The following is a 14,297-nucleotide window of genomic DNA, read 5'->3' as shown; positions in this document are numbered from 1 at the left end:
TTTGTGTGTTTAAGTGAAAGAAAAATTACAATATCAATACGATGAAAGTAATTATTACAGGAGCAACTGGTTTTGTAGGTGAAGGAGTATTGCTGGAATGCCTTCATCATCCGGCTATTTCAGCAGTGCTGGTCGTGGGCCGGAGGACCTGCGGGTATACCGATCCCAAGCTAAAGGAATTGATCGTGCCCAACTTCTTCCAGCTTGATCAGTTTACTGCTGCATTGTCTGGTTATGATGCGTGCTTTTATTGTGTGGGTATCAGTTCTGTTGGTATCAATGAGCAGGACTATTCTAAAGCTACTTACGATACCACCGTTTATTTTGCTTCTACACTTGCCCGTTTGAATCCGGCGATGATCTTCAACTTTGTATCGGGCCAGCGGACTGATAGCAGCGAAACCGGCAAGGTAATGTGGGCAAGGGTGAAGGGTAAAACTGAAAATGCGCTACAGCAACTGTCCTTCAAAGCCGCGTATAATTTCCGTCCCGGCGCTATGATAGCCACCAAGGGTCAACGCAATGCAAAGGCGCTGTACAAATTCATCGTCAGCATCATGGTCTTATTTATTCCCAGGCAGGTTTGTACTTTACATGAAGTAGGTCTCGCTATGATCAATGCCGCGTTGCATGGCTATTCGAAGCGGACGTTGGAAGTAGCTGATATCAAGCAACTGGCAAACAGGTAAGTAATTACCATTATCTGTGATAATACAAAGTATGCGTATTGGTTGAATACCAGTTCTATTTGTTGGATCATGCGGCATTTCGGCGCAACTTTACAATGTCAATCAAGCGTTGCTTTTCATAATTAGTGTAGTGTGTGTTTTCCCCTAACCTTGTCCGTTGTAATTATGGTTTATTTGGTGAAGGCGATATAGGTGATGTTAGTTTTTCTTCTATTGCAAGATAGAAGGCAACCCTCCAGATCCCCCGGAGGGTTTTGTTTTTATTTCAATATCTTCTCGATTGCTTCGAGTTCGTCGCTGGTGAATGGTTTGCTTTTCAGACACTGCAGCGAGTCGGTGAGTTGTGCCGGGCTGCTGGCGCCGATGAGTACAGATGTCACACGCGGGTCTTTCAGCAACCAGGCCAGTGCCATCTGTGCAAGTGATTGTCCACGCTGTATGGCGATCTCGTTCAGCTTTTGTATCTGCTGCACTCGTTGTGGCGTTACTTCTTCTTCTTTCAAAAAGCCGTGGGCTTTAGCTGCACGCGAGTCTGCAGGAATACCTTTCAGGTACTTGTTGGTGAGCAACCCTTGCGCCAGTGGCGAGAAGGGAATGCATCCCACTCCTTCTTCTTCCAACACATCGAGTAATCCTTCTTCAACCCAACGAACAAACATGGAGTATTTGGGCTGGTGGATAAGGCAAGGTGTGCCCAGCTGACGCAGGATCTTAATGGCCTTCCGTGCCTCTTCTGCCGGGTAGTTGGAAATACCTGCATATAATGCTTTGCCCTGGCGCACAATCAGATCGAGCGCGCTCATGGTTTCTTCCAGCGGTGTATTGGGATCGGGACGGTGGTGATAGAAGATGTCCACGTACTCGAGGCCCATGCGTTTGAGGCTTTGGTCGAGGCTGGCCACCAGGTACTTTTTGGAACCCCAGTCGCCATAAGGCCCTGCCCACATGGTGTAGCCTGCTTTGGATGAGATGATGAGCTCATCGCGGTAGCCGGCAAAGTCTTCTTTCAATATTTTCCCGAAGTTTTCTTCAGCGCTACCGGGGGGCGGGCCGTAGTTGTTGGCCAAGTCGAAGTGGGTGACTCCGTTATCGAATGCGAGGCGCAGTATCGCGCGGGAGTTTTCCAGTACGTCCACATGGCCAAAGTTGTGCCAGAGGCCCAATGACAGTGCGGGTAACTGGATGCCGCTTTTTCCGGAACGGCGGTATTGCATGTTGCTGTATCTGTCGGCAGCAGGTTGATAGTTCATATAGCTCATATAGCGGGTATTAAAAAATAAAACAAGGCAAAGAAAAGCCTTGTTTTATTATAATGCAAATTCGTTGTAGCTGATTGACATACCCCCTTCGACAGGCTTCCCACGGAGCGGGACAGGCAGGTCGACAGAGGGATACTACTCATTTAATAATGAGCTTACGATCTCCTCAAATTCTTTTTTGAATGCTTCGTGGTGCTGGCCCGTGGCTGGCCCATCGTAGCCGGTATGTATCTTGCGGACGTTGCCTTTTTTGTCGATGAAGATCGTGGTAGGGAACCCCTTTATTGGCTCGATCTGCGGCAGGGTCTTCTCTGTACGTTTGGGATCGGATACTGCGGCTGATGCTACCAGCACCGGATAGTTTATACCGAGACGTTTTTGGAATCCTGCCAGTGCTGTTTTGGAACGCTCAAAATCAGTAGTGCGCTCGTAAGCCAGTCCCAGGAATTCAATTCCACGTTGTTTGTTCTTTTTGTAGTAATCGACCATGAACTTTGTTTCGTCCATACAGTTGGGACACCAGGAGCCCATGATCTGTATAACGACTACTTTATTATTGAAGCGTGCATCGTTGATGCCGATCTCTTCACCATCAGTAGAAGGGAAACGGAAGTTGAGCTTGCTTTCGCCGGGGCGCAGTTTCACCGCATCGAAACCATCGGGTAATTTGGCGTTGATGTCTTTATGTGCCACCCAGCTTTCTTTTCCTGTTCCGCTGGCATAGAACGTAGCCTGGGTGATGGTGCTGTCGTTATCGAGCTTCGCTGCAAAAAGATAGACGTGGCTACCATCGAATGCCGAGAGCTTGAGTGTATCTTTCAGGATGCTTCCTTCGAGGTAACGGTAATCGCCTGTTGGCGTGAGGAAGGTGCCTGTCACTTTTCCATTGGCTCCCTGTACAAATTCACCTACTGCTTCGGATGCACTTTTTCCTTCTCCAAACGTTACTGCCCAACGGCCGGTAACTTTATAAGCTGGCTTGGGAGTAGCCGGATAGCGCTCTTTGTTGTTGGGCAATGCATAGAAGGGTATTTCCGAGCGACGGTCGCCGCTGAACTTGATAAACTTGCCTTCGAGCCTACCATCGCTTTTGATCACAGTAGCAAAGTGCGCATCGAAGAATGGCATGGTGATCCACAGGGAATCGCCTTCCTGGCGGATATCATCTACCAATAATCTCTCTGTAGCGTTGAGCACATATAGTACCGGTTTACCATTGAGGGGTTTTACTTCAAAGTTGAAGACAATCTGTTGTCCGTCTGGACGCTGTATGACCGCTTTCCAGATGCCGTTTTTCAGGACCGCTTTTGTTTCGCTGGCCGTGGCCGGAGTGCCTGCAAAGCTGCTGAGGATCAATAGAATTGGTAGTAGTTTTCTTATGTGCATGGCACAAAGATACCAGTCGGTCAGGTTTTGTCAAAATATTGCCTACTATTTTGATAGAGTATTAACAGGAGGCTTTGTAGTCTGCTCCTGTTGCTGATGTTGCAGCTCTTTCATTTCAGCTTTTGCTTCGTGGAATTTGATGATGTAGTAGATGAGGAATCCGAGGAATACTTTAGAGAGTATAAATACAACCAGGAATGCGAGGCGCCAGTATTTGTGCACGCGTATGTGTGTGGAGGAGACCTCTGCAGTGATGTATTGCTTTGTCTGTTTGGTTTCGGTAAAGGGCGGCACTTCGCGGTTGTCGGTCCGCAAAGCCGGCAATCCTTTTATGAATTCATACAGGTGTTCCTGGGCACCGGGCGGTGGTGGTACAGCTTCATTTGCGGCCAATGCTTCCAGCTTTCGCTGTGTATCAGCAAGTGCCAGCTGAAGTTCGGGGTATTGCAGTACCAACTGTTCGAACCCGTTCTTTTCAACGGGTGTCATCAGCCCCAGTACGTAGGCTTCAATGGTACCATCGTTTATATATGAGTGCGGGTTCACTGTAAATTTTTTCTTATGATGAGCAGGCTTTCATTGAGCAGCCTGTTAATATCATGCACATTTGTTTGCAATTGTACGGCCAATTCGTCTTTGCTTCTACCGTGCAGGAATATTTCACTGAACACCATGCGCTGTTCGGGTGAAGCATCGCGTAACAGGGTAAGGTAATAAGCGTTCTTATTATACCCTCCGTTTTGTTGCGCGCCGTTGACAGGTCTTTGCTTTTTGTATTCCAATATCAGCTTCCGTGCTTCCACCTGCATCCACATATAGATGCTGAGGGGTGAGCCAAAGGCATCTTGCAAACGGGTAGCCAATGTACCGAATACCAGCACCAATACTTTTTCTGCTTCTTTTTGTTCGGGAACGAATTGCAGGATATAGCCATAGAGCATGGGGCTATAATTGGTATACAGGAGTTCAATGGCAGGTTCAACGCCTGCATTGAGTTTGGATTTCAATGTCTCTTTAGTAATAAGGGTTTCCAAATTGCTAATGGTTTTCTCTACAACTAAATTTCATAAGGTCTCGCACCGTTGAAAATAAGTAATATTCATCAACTGTTTTACAAAAAACGGATAAAAATGATGATTTACAACACTTAGCGCAACCAGTGCCACCAAAATATCCCGCCATGATCAATTCCTACCCAGAATCCCGTACCGTGTTCACGGTATAGAATAATTGTATCCCGCGTAGTTATACGTGTTTTGCAACCCGACCGGCCATTTTGCTGGTTCATCCACCGCTTTTGTCATTTTGTAGCATTGTACCCATATCCGCTCACCACTGCCTGTACTTTTACGCACTATATCTCTTTAATTCTTTAATAAGTATACCATGAAAAAGATGACCCGCATTGGGGTAGTGTGCCTGCTGGCATTGTCCACGATGGCTTTTGTTGTTGTTAAAAATGTTTTTGATCAACTGGAAATGGCTGAGGATGAAGCGCGTGAATATATTTTCGGCAACTTCAAAGAGGGTAATCTTTCTTTCCCGCATTCTTCTGTATTGAAAGGTCTTGCCAGTGGCAAACGTGCCGGCGTAGTGAAAGAACTGGGTGACTATATCCGTAAGTACAGTAGTTCGCCTGACTTTCTACAGGTATACAAAGAAGCGCGTGAATCGGCCAAGCCCGCTGCACCAACCGATAAAGCTGCGAAGGTGAAGGCAAGGCTTGAGGAGATCAAAAATGACATTGCCTCCAATGAAGAAGGCATGAAGGGAGCCGCTGGTGATATGAAGAAGCTGTATGAGGCCACCATCAAAATGCTGAAAGCAGAGCAGAAGGCTTTACAAGACCCGAAAGACCCACAGCATGGCCTATACATGAGTAACCTGAGTGAAGGTAATGATATGGATGCTTCGCAATATGCTGAGGCTGTAAAGGAATTCGAAAAGGAATACCCCGCGAATGTGCAGGTGTTGATCAAGCGGAGATTGCAAGAATTCCTGGCGCTTACGGCCGATATGGACTTCGATGCGAAGCTGGTGGAGAAGGGTGGCAGTAAACGTTTTGCCGATCCCAAGCTGGAGGCAAAGGATGAAACCTGGAAGCGCTGTTTCCGCTGCGGCCGTGAAACGATCACTGCGGCCAGGTCTTTTGCTCAACAATGGCTGACTGAATTGAAATAACTCTTCAACAATCTATTATTGCTGCATCAACCTGTTTGCGACTTCTTTACCGCTGGTAAGCGCTGCTTCTACCGTGCCGGGGTGGGCACCGGTGTAGAGGGCTTCGCCGGCGAAGTAAAGGGTGTTGGCAACGGGTTGCTGCAGTAATTGTCGTGCTGCCTGTGATGGCAGCATATCGTAGGAATAAGCCCCAAGGGTGTAAGGATCGACACCCCAATCGGTGACCTGTGCAGCTACCAGTTGTTGTTCGAGGAATACCAGTGGTAATCCAAATATGCCTGCCAGTGAGTAGAGGGCGTATTGCTGCATTTTTTGTGGTCCTGCCTGTGTAAAGGAAGCAGCCTGGGGGCCGTTGATCCATCCTGTAAGGAGTGGTGCGGGATGTGGATGTTGTGTCCACCAGGTAGGAAATATTTCTTCGCTGAATATAAAGCCAAGTTCTTTTTCGTACTCCTGCCAGAAGGGTTGTTTGAATTCGAGGCTTATTTTGATCACCGCACTGAAGCCAATCTGTCGGAAGGCCTCCATTTGCGGATCGATGGCCGGTGATATGGCGATGCTGCTCTTAGCATTTTCCTGTTGCCATACACCCAGCGGTATTGTGATGATTATTTTATCTGCTGTAAATGTGCGTCCATCTTCGGCCACGGCTTCTACGCTCCCCTCCTTCCACCGGATATGCTTTATTGGTGTATTGAGCTGCAACTGGCAACGTTGTCGCACACACTGTGCTACGAGGAAATCTGTCAGCTGTTCGTACCCTCCGGGAATATGGTATTGTTCTTCTTCCTCTTTTTCCCATTCGCTACGCAAAGCTAACGTGCTGGCCTTGCTGATGTCGGCGCCATCGTATCCTTCGGCAAAGCGTTGTACCGAGCGGCGCAATGCATCGTAGCGGGAACCGGGAAAATGTGTTTCCAGGAATTGCTGTACAGTCACATCCTGTTGAAGTTGCTGCAACCGCTCCATGAGGGTGTCCCAGCCGTCAATGAAATGTTCTTGCCTGTGCCAGTGTCCATTTTGCACTTCAATCATACGGCCTTCCACCGGTGTATATCGAATGCCAGCTTCGTGTAGTAATTGTAAGGTAACGGGCAGTTTGCCATGTACGAACTCGGCTCCTGTTTCCACGGGAAGGGAGAATGCGGGTGTCTGTATGGTATGCATACGTCCTCCCGCGCGGTTGCGGGCTTCGAGGATGGTGACGGCATGGCCACGGGCCGATAGTTCACGGGCTGCCATCAATCCGGCAGCACCCGCACCAATGATCAATACTGATGAAGGCATGAATAGGTGTTGATGTCCTTTATCCTGCAAATGTACGGCCAACAGCGATTTATATTAGTTTCCTGCCGTTTTGCCGGGTTGTATGCCTAATGCCTGCATGATCTTATTAAAGATGGCGGTGTTTTCGTACACGCCGCTGAACAGCCGGGATTGTGGACCGTAGGCAAATACCGGTACGGGTATAGCTGTGTGGTCATCAGTAGAAAACTGCCCACCGATGTATCCGCTTTCGTAATTGCCATCCATCAAGGTCAGTCCACCGGTTTCATGATCGGCTGTAACCACTACCAGGGTTTCGCCATTGGCATCTGCAAACTGCATAGCCTTGCCTACCAGGCGGTCAAGATCCATGGCTTCGGTAGCCAGCCAGGAGAGGTCATTGTCGTGGCCACCATGATCTACCTGTGCGCCTTCGGCCATGAGGAAGAAGCCGCTCTTATTGTTGGATAGTACTTCCAATGATTTGCCGAAGGCTTGCTGCAACCATTCTCCACGTCCTTTTGCTACTGGTTGTCCTGCACGCTTATCCATTACCACCCATTTATGGGGTGCATTGGGACGTACGCTATCTACTGAATTGACAACACGAAATCCATGGTGTTTAAGGCCGCTCTCTATCGTGTTGTTAAATGCGCTGTTGCCCGAACCCATGATCAACTGTACCGGCGAAGTGCCGAGGTCATTGAATATGCCGGCGCTGTTGCTACGCTCTGCACTGTGGCCATAGAATGATGCCGGGGTGGCATCGGTCATATCGCCTGAAGTGATCAAACCAGTGCTCATGCCTTTCTTCGCTACGTAATCAGGAATGAGTGAGAGGGCTACGCCGGTATGGTCTACGCCTACGGCGCGGTTGTTTGTTTTTTCACCTGAGGCGAGGGCGGTAGCGCCGGGCGCCGAGTCGGTAATAAAGTTATCGTATGAGCTGGTTTTCGATAGCCCGATGCTGCGCATGTTGAATACATTGAGCCGGGCGTGGTTGGCCGTGTATCCGCTGTACCATTGTGCCAGACCAGTACCATCGCCAATGATGAGGATAACGTTCTTCACCTTCTTTACCAGGCCATCATTTTTATATTGTGGTTGATACAGCTCGTGCGCTTTATCATTTTTGTGTATTGTCTTCGGCAGCTTTTTCAGGAAAGCGCCCAACTCTGCTATGCGATCTGTATTGAGGTAATCTACTTTCAGTTTCATGAGGTGGTACCATGCATTCATATTATCGGGCGTAGCCCAAAAGCGAACGGGCTTGCCCAGTGCATGGGCGCCTGTGATCATTTGTTGTATGGTATCGAGCTCGCGGGCCGGTATACGTCCCTTGCCATTCCATTTGGAGTATTTGGTGAAGCCTATGCTCATCAGGCCTATCTTTTCCAGCACCGCTGCAGAATAGGTTTGGTTGAGGTTGCCATCAAACCAAATGAATGCTGGATATTTTGGCCAGCTTGCCGGATCGGGCCTGCTGCCTGAGATCACAAACCGGATATTAGCGCATGCAGTAAGTGTTGGATATTTCTGCAGTAGGGTGACTACATTATCAAGTACAGGCTTTTTAAGATCGATGAGTAACTGCAGTTTTTTGGTATGATCTGCATAGGGGTAACCATTGTTCTTTGCTACTGCTTTTTCCAGTGGCTGCAGGTATAGGGACTCGAAGGAAGGATTGACGCCTGCAATGGCAGTATCATGACCTACCAACAAAACATCGTTGACCAGGTACAGGTCTGCTTCCATGGAGCCGAAGCCTTCATTGTACGCTGCCTGAAAAGGGAATGGCTTTTCGTAATCGTTGTGTGAATGGGCATTGGCCGTGGTGTATGCAGTGGGCTGGGCCATGGCCATTATACTGTAGCAACTGATCAAACTGAGCAATAATCTTTTCATACCGGTAAGTTAAGGAGACCGGCGCAAGTTACTGTTGGTGGCAGGAGATTATTGGGAGGATGTAATTAATAAATTATTATCATACAGCGGGAGCCAGAGGCTCCCCAATAGGCGTCACCAGCCAGAGGCTGGCGACTGAGCGCAATATTCAATGTGCATGTTTTTCTAAATATCGTTTGCCTTTGCGGGCGGCAGCAATGACGGTAAGGATAAAAGTGCCGATAGCCGTGTACAGGGCGGCCTGCGCCAGCCGGGAAGATTCGCTTTGCAGGGATACAAAGATGGCGTAGGTGGCCCAAGCTATAACTGCCGGGTAGATAAAGTTTTTGTACCGAATACTGATAAAGATGGATAGTATCAGTGCGGCAGCCAACAAAACCATGGTCCAGGCGCCTTCACTGATGCCGCCTCCCTGCCATCCCATCGCTACCAGCCACAGGGCTATGTTTGCCATCGTGGCCACGCTGATCCAGCCGAGGAACAGTGAAGCCGGCACCATCAACCAGGGATTGCGGTGCTGTGTCCACACGCCTTGCTGCGCTCGGATAAACAGCACCATACCTGCCACCAACATTACGATGATGATGAGCACGCTCAGACTTACCTGGTTGTAGCGGAATGCGAATTGCCAACAAAGCCCCAGCAGATTGATCGCTATTACAGGCACCGCCAACGCATCATAGACAGGTTTATCTTTTTGTGCCGGCAACAATTGTATAATGGCGTAAATAATAAATGCGAGGTAGATGAGTCCCCAGATAGAAAATGCATATCCTGCCGGCACAAATAGGCTATCATAGCGGTCCGTTACTTCGCGCATCGATTGCCCACCAATGTCGATATAATCCTGCAGGCTGCTAAGCGCTACATTAACGATCACACTGAAGAACGTAAGCCAACGCAGGAACATATTAGGTGTTTTCATCTGCTGTGTTTTCCCAAAAAACATAAGAACCGTGCCAGACTACTATGTTTTGGCAGCGTTTTTGTGGCAGGGGCTGTTTTTCAAAACCAACGTTATGAAATATGTATTCCTGCTGCTCGCCCTATGCAGCATCCGTCTCTATGCTCAGGATAAAACTGTTCAAGGTTTACGCTCTGAATCGAGCCGTACCATTGCCAAGAATGCCAGTGATACCAGCAAACGCACCTGGAAAACCGGTGGCAGCATCGCGTTAAACCTCAACCAGGGCGCTTTGAGCAACTGGTCGGCTGGGGGTGACAAATTTTCTCTTTCACTGACATCTTTGGCAAATGTGTTTGCTCATTACAAGCATGGCCGTAATTCGTGGGATAATAATCTCGACATGGCTTATGGTATGGTGAATACCACCAGCCTTGGTCAGCGTAAGAGTGATGACCGCATCGATCTTGTTTCCAAGTACGGTTATGAACTCGACAAGAAATGGTACCTGAGTGGTTTGTTAAACTTCCGGAGCCAGTTTACCAAGGGTTATGCCTACCCTACCGACTCGACCAAGGTGCTTACTTCTAATTTTGCGTCGCCCGCCTACGTGGTGTTATCAGCCGGTATGGATTATAAACCTGATGAGACTTTCTCGCTGTTCATGTCTCCCATTACTGCCCGCTGGGTGATCGTGACGAATGATTCACTGTCGGCTGTGGCTGCTTATGGTGTTGACAGTGGCAAGCATGTGAAGATGGAGATTGGCGCCTATGCTTCTGTGAACTGGAACAAGAATATTACGCCTACTACCAATTATAAAACGAAGCTGGACCTGTTCTCCAATTACCGCCATGATCCTTTCAATATCGATATCTTCTGGACAAACGTGCTGACGGTAAAGGTGTCGAAGCTGATCAACATGAACGTTTCTGTGGATGTGATCTATGACAATGATGTGCCTACCGTAAAGGCCGATGGTACTGCGGGCGGACCCAAGCCACAGATCAAGCAGGTGCTGGGTGTGGGCTTCCTGGTCAAGTTTTAACAAGGTTTGAGACGTATTGTAGAAGGTTTGTAATTGCCGGGTGGTATATTGCAGGCTTAATAATTATTTTATACATGAGATATCTGTTTCTGGCCGGTTTGATGGGTCTTGGATTGGTAGCAGGTGCACAATCTAAAAAGACTTCCGGCAATCCTATTTTCGAAGGCTGGTACGCCGACCCCGAAGGTATCATCTTCAACAAGCAATACTGGGTGTACCCTACTTATAGTGACCGGTACGAGCAACAGGTGTTCATGGACGCGTTTTCTTCGGATGACCTGATCACCTGGACAAAGCATCCGCGCATTATCGATACTGCTTCTGTGAAATGGGCCAAGAAAGCGATGTGGGCACCGGCTATTATCGAGAAGGACAAGAAGTATTACCTGTTCTTTGCTGCGAATGATATCCAGAATAACGAGCAGGCCGGTGGCATCGGCGTGGCCGTAGCCGATAAACCTGAAGGGCCTTTCAGGGACCTGCTGGGCAAGCCGCTGCTGGACAAATTTCATAATGGTGCGCAGCCGATCGACCAGTTCGTATTTAAAGACAAGGATGGCCAGTATTATATGATCTATGGCGGCTGGCGTCATTGCAATATTGTGAAGCTGAAGAATGACTTCACCGGCTTTGTTCCTTTTGAAGATGGTACTACTTTCAAAGAGATCACGCCGAAGGGTTATGTTGAAGGGCCATTCATGTTTATGCGTGACAATAAATATTATTTCATGTGGTCGGAAGGTGGCTGGACCGGCCCCAACTACCGCGTGGCTTATGCTATCTCCAATTCTCCTTTCGGGCCTTTTGAAAGGATCGGCACTGTACTGCAACAGGACTCTACTGTAGCCACCGGCGCGGGCCATCACTCCGTGATCCCCGTGCCTGGTAAAGATGAGTGGTACATTGTATATCACCGTCGCCCGCTGAGTGAAACGCATGCTAACCACCGGGTAACTTGTATTGACTATATGCGTTTCGACAAGAATGGTTTAATACAACCAGTGAAGATCACGTTCGAGGGTGTAAAGCCTAAGAAGTTGAAATAGGAAGACAAGAATTCACTAAATAACAAACCCGCTGAGCATATCAGCGGGTTTTGTATTATTAGCTATTTGCTAAAAGGCTGCTGCCAATTCCTTATTTCTTTTCTACTACAAATCCATTAAAGGTGATCGGCGTACGGTTGGTACTGGTGACCTGCAAGGTAGCCGAGCCATTGTTGAATATGGAGAAGAAGAACTGTTGCACATCGCTTACGTCACTGGGCCTGATGGTAATCTGCCATCCTTTTTTGATCTCCTTCACGTCGTAAGTGAATTTGGTGGAATTGAACTGTATGCCTCCTTTCGTAGGGTCGATAGGTGCGGAGAATGAGCGGCCAAAGTAAGGCAGATCAGACACGAGTGTGTCCTTACCTACTTTCACCATGTAGTCTGTGGTCAGCTGCACCGTGCGGCCACGCGTTGGCAGCGCAGTCTGTGCTTTGAACACATACTGTTGTGCATTGATCATTGCCGTAACGGCTGCTGCTTTTTCTTCCTGTTTTGTTTTCTTGTCGTCCTGCGCCATCAGCGTGGTGGTTGCCAGGGTGCTCATCAACACCAGGGTCAAGGCCAGTATACGCTGCATCATCCGGTTTATCTGAATTGTTCTCATACTTATTTATTTTAAAGCATGAACTAATACATATTAATATACAGAAATATGTTTATTCAGTAATACTATGTACCAATTTCATTCCACCTGATGGGGTGTGCCGTTATACAGACCGGGAATTAACAGGCCGTTTGGTTAAATACGTCAGTATGTCATTTTTGCCGCAGGGGACCAGGTTGCAGAACGGTCAACCCGGCTTATTATCCTGCCAATCGGGAAGAATTTGCAGCTGCCTGTTTGATCTATCTTAAGGGTATTCTTTCATTATTAAACCTTTTATCTATGACCTCTAAGCATGTACTGCCGGTAATGGTAGTCCTATTCATTGTATTGGCGGGCTTTACGCACGCCCCTTCTCAGCACCGCTCTTCAGCAACAAACAATTCAGCCTGGATCTCCAGTCCTTATGAATTCCGGGCTTGTCCCGGGCAGACTTATTATGCCGTAGGTCTGCAGCCCGGCGACGTGATCGGCTGGTATGTGGATTACGACAATCCATCTTACCCTTCGCAATATCTCGGCTCTTCCACTGTATTGGAATGGGAACTGGAGCCGTATGACAAGATCACTTTGAAAGTGAATGAAGGCACTGAAGGGGAATATGAGTATTATGAATACGCACAGCCTTGTGAGTAGGTTGCAATGAAAACAGGTGATACCTTCTTTTGCTATGCAAACGAAAGGTGTCACCTGTTTTATAAATATTCAGTGTAAAGCTTTTTATTTTACTTCAACTGCATGGTCGGCCGGCATATCCTGTCCGGTCCAGACTTTTACAGCAGTCCATGGCTCGGCAGGTGCTGACCAGAAGGGATCTGTATCAGGCAAGCCGAGTGGTAAAAAGATTGTGGTGCAGAGGTATACGCTACCAGTATTGATATAACCTTCAGACAGTCCGGGTTGATTGCCATAAAGGCCAATGTTGAGCCAGCCAGTTGCTGTGAATGTAGTGGCCGGTTCAAAGGTTTTCTTTATCACTGCGGTTAATGCGCCTCTTACCTGTGCAGGTTTTAATTCCTGTGGCAATTGTTTGCGCAGGGACATATCGGCCAGGTGATGGAAAGCGCCACCGCGGTAGCAAATGCTGCGGCCAGTAACAGGGAATGTTCCATCGGTGTTGATGAGTCGCTCCTGAATCACCGCATAGCGTTTGCTGATCTGATCGAACTTAGGCACATACCAATCATACGCACGTGCATTCTTCGTGCGCAGGGCATCGAAGATGTTGCTCATGTAAGGTTGGATCACATAGCTGTTGTAATAATCCCAGTGGTATTGCATGCCATCGGAGTATACGCCATCGCCTACATACCAGTGGTTGGCAAATTCGCGGATGCCGTATTCAAGACGCACGCCATCGTATTCAAATCCATATTTGCAAAAGAAGGCTTCTATCATGCCGGAGAAAAGTATCCAGTTGCTATAACCCGGTACAATGGTGCGGGTGGCTCTGAATGCACGTACTACATCCTGCTGTGCTTTGGCATCAAGATGCTCCCATAACCAGGGACAACGCACCAATCCCAATGCCATGAAGGAGGCATCAACCAGTGGTTGTCCGCCCGTGAAGCGCATGTAATCTTTACTCGTTGTGTCTACTGCATTGGCGATGCCTTTGAGCGCCCATTCGCGGTACTGGTTGCGCAAGGCCACTTCATCTGCATCTCCGCTTTCGAGGTTGAGCCAGGGTGCAATGCCTGTCAATACCCGGCCAAAGGCTTCGAGGTAGGCCACCTGTGCACGATTGGCTGCATTGTCGACTTTGGGCGACAGGGTAACCGGCATTTTTTCGCGCAGGGTGCCGGCGGCGAGATTTGACAAAACCGGGCGCGCCAGCTTGTCGAGGTGCTGTAACCACAGCTTTCTATCGCTGACAGGGGCTGTTTCTTTAGCAGCTGTCTCCTTTTGGGCTGCCTTTCTTTTAGCCGACTGGCCAAAAAGGGATATTGAACAGGAAATCAATACAATAGCGAGGGATATCTTTTTCATACGGGCTTGTTGTA

At 48.3% G+C, this 14,297-nt stretch carries 14 protein-coding genes; 5 read left to right on the top strand and 9 right to left on the bottom strand.

All coding sequences use genetic code 11. The features are described from left to right. The first annotated feature begins 41 nt into the window (after nt 1-41). Complete coding sequence (locus AC5JBY_RS11210; protein ID WP_495904675.1) at nt 42-689, top strand: NAD-dependent epimerase/dehydratase family protein; 648 nt, start codon at nt 42-44, stop codon at nt 687-689. A 260-nt stretch (nt 690-949) separates the two neighbouring features. Here AC5JBY_RS11210 and mgrA read toward each other — a convergent pair whose 3' ends face one another. From mgrA to AC5JBY_RS11190, 4 genes are all read right to left on the bottom strand, one after another. Then, entirely contained in the window at nt 950-1,948 is a 999-nt protein-coding gene (gene mgrA, locus AC5JBY_RS11205) for an L-glyceraldehyde 3-phosphate reductase (protein ID WP_495904674.1), read from the bottom strand. A 135-nt stretch (nt 1,949-2,083) separates the two neighbouring features. After that, entirely contained in the window at nt 2,084-3,334 is a 1,251-nt protein-coding gene (locus AC5JBY_RS11200; RefSeq protein WP_495904673.1) for a peroxiredoxin family protein, read from the bottom strand. A 45-nt stretch (nt 3,335-3,379) separates the two neighbouring features. Next, complete coding sequence (locus AC5JBY_RS11195) at nt 3,380-3,880, bottom strand: hypothetical protein (RefSeq protein ID WP_495904672.1); 501 nt, start codon at nt 3,878-3,880, stop codon at nt 3,380-3,382. Beyond that, nucleotides 3,877-4,368: an RNA polymerase sigma factor gene (locus tag AC5JBY_RS11190; protein ID WP_495904671.1), complete on the bottom strand. Its 492-nt coding sequence runs from the start codon at nt 4,366-4,368 to the stop codon at nt 3,877-3,879. The genes AC5JBY_RS11195 and AC5JBY_RS11190 overlap by 4 nt, the downstream gene beginning before the upstream one ends. 352 nt (nt 4,369-4,720) lie before the next feature. Between AC5JBY_RS11190 and AC5JBY_RS11185 the strand changes: the two genes are divergently transcribed. Then, on the top strand, nt 4,721-5,515 hold the full coding sequence (locus AC5JBY_RS11185; protein WP_495904670.1) for a hypothetical protein: 795 nt from the start codon (nt 4,721-4,723) through the stop codon (nt 5,513-5,515). A gap of 15 nt (nt 5,516-5,530) precedes the next feature. On the opposite strand, the gene AC5JBY_RS11180 is transcribed toward AC5JBY_RS11185, so the two are convergent. From AC5JBY_RS11180 to AC5JBY_RS11170, 3 genes are all read right to left on the bottom strand, one after another. After that, the gene (locus AC5JBY_RS11180; RefSeq protein WP_495904669.1) at nt 5,531-6,802 is read right to left on the bottom strand and encodes a flavin monoamine oxidase family protein; all 1,272 of its coding nucleotides are present in this window, start codon (nt 6,800-6,802) and stop codon (nt 5,531-5,533) included. 54 nt (nt 6,803-6,856) lie between these two features. Next, nucleotides 6,857-8,686, bottom strand: coding sequence for an alkaline phosphatase (locus tag AC5JBY_RS11175; protein ID WP_495904668.1), 1,830 nt, complete (start codon nt 8,684-8,686; stop codon nt 6,857-6,859). 148 nt (nt 8,687-8,834) lie between these two features. Beyond that, entirely contained in the window at nt 8,835-9,611 is a 777-nt protein-coding gene (locus AC5JBY_RS11170; RefSeq protein ID WP_495904667.1) for a TspO-related membrane protein, read from the bottom strand. 94 nt (nt 9,612-9,705) lie between these two features. On the opposite strand from AC5JBY_RS11170, the gene AC5JBY_RS11165 reads away from it, so the two are divergent. Together AC5JBY_RS11165 and AC5JBY_RS11160 are read left to right on the top strand one after the other, a co-directional pair. Continuing rightward, nucleotides 9,706-10,638: a DUF3078 domain-containing protein gene (locus AC5JBY_RS11165; RefSeq protein ID WP_495904666.1), complete on the top strand. Its 933-nt coding sequence runs from the start codon at nt 9,706-9,708 to the stop codon at nt 10,636-10,638. Nucleotides 10,639-10,712: 74 nt separating this feature from the next. Beyond that, nucleotides 10,713-11,684, top strand: a complete 972-nt coding sequence (locus tag AC5JBY_RS11160; RefSeq protein WP_495904665.1) for a glycoside hydrolase family 43 protein — start codon at nt 10,713-10,715, stop codon at nt 11,682-11,684. Nucleotides 11,685-11,775: 91 nt separating this feature from the next. On the opposite strand, the gene AC5JBY_RS11155 is transcribed toward AC5JBY_RS11160, so the two are convergent. Continuing rightward, the gene (locus tag AC5JBY_RS11155; RefSeq protein WP_495904664.1) at nt 11,776-12,294 is read right to left on the bottom strand and encodes a DUF4251 domain-containing protein; all 519 of its coding nucleotides are present in this window, start codon (nt 12,292-12,294) and stop codon (nt 11,776-11,778) included. A gap of 282 nt (nt 12,295-12,576) precedes the next feature. Between AC5JBY_RS11155 and AC5JBY_RS11150 the strand changes: the two genes are divergently transcribed. Further along, nucleotides 12,577-12,930 (top strand): hypothetical protein, encoded by a 354-nt coding sequence (locus AC5JBY_RS11150; protein WP_495904663.1) that lies wholly within the window; start codon nt 12,577-12,579, stop codon nt 12,928-12,930. A gap of 84 nt (nt 12,931-13,014) precedes the next feature. On the opposite strand, the gene AC5JBY_RS11145 is transcribed toward AC5JBY_RS11150, so the two are convergent. Further along, nucleotides 13,015-14,283, bottom strand: coding sequence for a DUF2264 domain-containing protein (locus AC5JBY_RS11145; protein ID WP_495904662.1), 1,269 nt, complete (start codon nt 14,281-14,283; stop codon nt 13,015-13,017). Nucleotides 14,284-14,297: the final 14 nt, after the last annotated feature.

This window comes from Paraflavitalea sp. (assembly GCF_059502485.1).
Note: the sequence above shows the minus strand (reverse complement) of the source record. Positions and strands in the feature narration are given on the sequence as shown.

Coding starts and splice junctions, on each gene's coding strand:
- AC5JBY_RS11145 (WP_495904662.1), bottom strand. CDS start 14,283: ATGAAAAAGATATCCCTCGCTATTGTATTGATTTCCTGTTCAATATCC.
- AC5JBY_RS11185 (WP_495904670.1), top strand. CDS start 4,721: ATGAAAAAGATGACCCGCATTGGGGTAGTGTGCCTGCTGGCATTGTCC.
- AC5JBY_RS11155 (WP_495904664.1), bottom strand. CDS start 12,294: ATGAGAACAATTCAGATAAACCGGATGATGCAGCGTATACTGGCCTTG.
- AC5JBY_RS11200 (WP_495904673.1), bottom strand. CDS start 3,334: ATGCACATAAGAAAACTACTACCAATTCTATTGATCCTCAGCAGCTTT.
- AC5JBY_RS11175 (WP_495904668.1), bottom strand. CDS start 8,686: ATGAAAAGATTATTGCTCAGTTTGATCAGTTGCTACAGTATAATGGCC.
- AC5JBY_RS11160 (WP_495904665.1), top strand. CDS start 10,713: ATGAGATATCTGTTTCTGGCCGGTTTGATGGGTCTTGGATTGGTAGCA.
- AC5JBY_RS11165 (WP_495904666.1), top strand. CDS start 9,706: ATGAAATATGTATTCCTGCTGCTCGCCCTATGCAGCATCCGTCTCTAT.
- AC5JBY_RS11180 (WP_495904669.1), bottom strand. CDS start 6,802: ATGCCTTCATCAGTATTGATCATTGGTGCGGGTGCTGCCGGATTGATG.
- AC5JBY_RS11170 (WP_495904667.1), bottom strand. CDS start 9,611: ATGAAAACACCTAATATGTTCCTGCGTTGGCTTACGTTCTTCAGTGTG.
- AC5JBY_RS11210 (WP_495904675.1), top strand. CDS start 42: ATGAAAGTAATTATTACAGGAGCAACTGGTTTTGTAGGTGAAGGAGTA.
- mgrA (WP_495904674.1), bottom strand. CDS start 1,948: ATGAGCTATATGAACTATCAACCTGCTGCCGACAGATACAGCAACATG.
- AC5JBY_RS11150 (WP_495904663.1), top strand. CDS start 12,577: ATGACCTCTAAGCATGTACTGCCGGTAATGGTAGTCCTATTCATTGTA.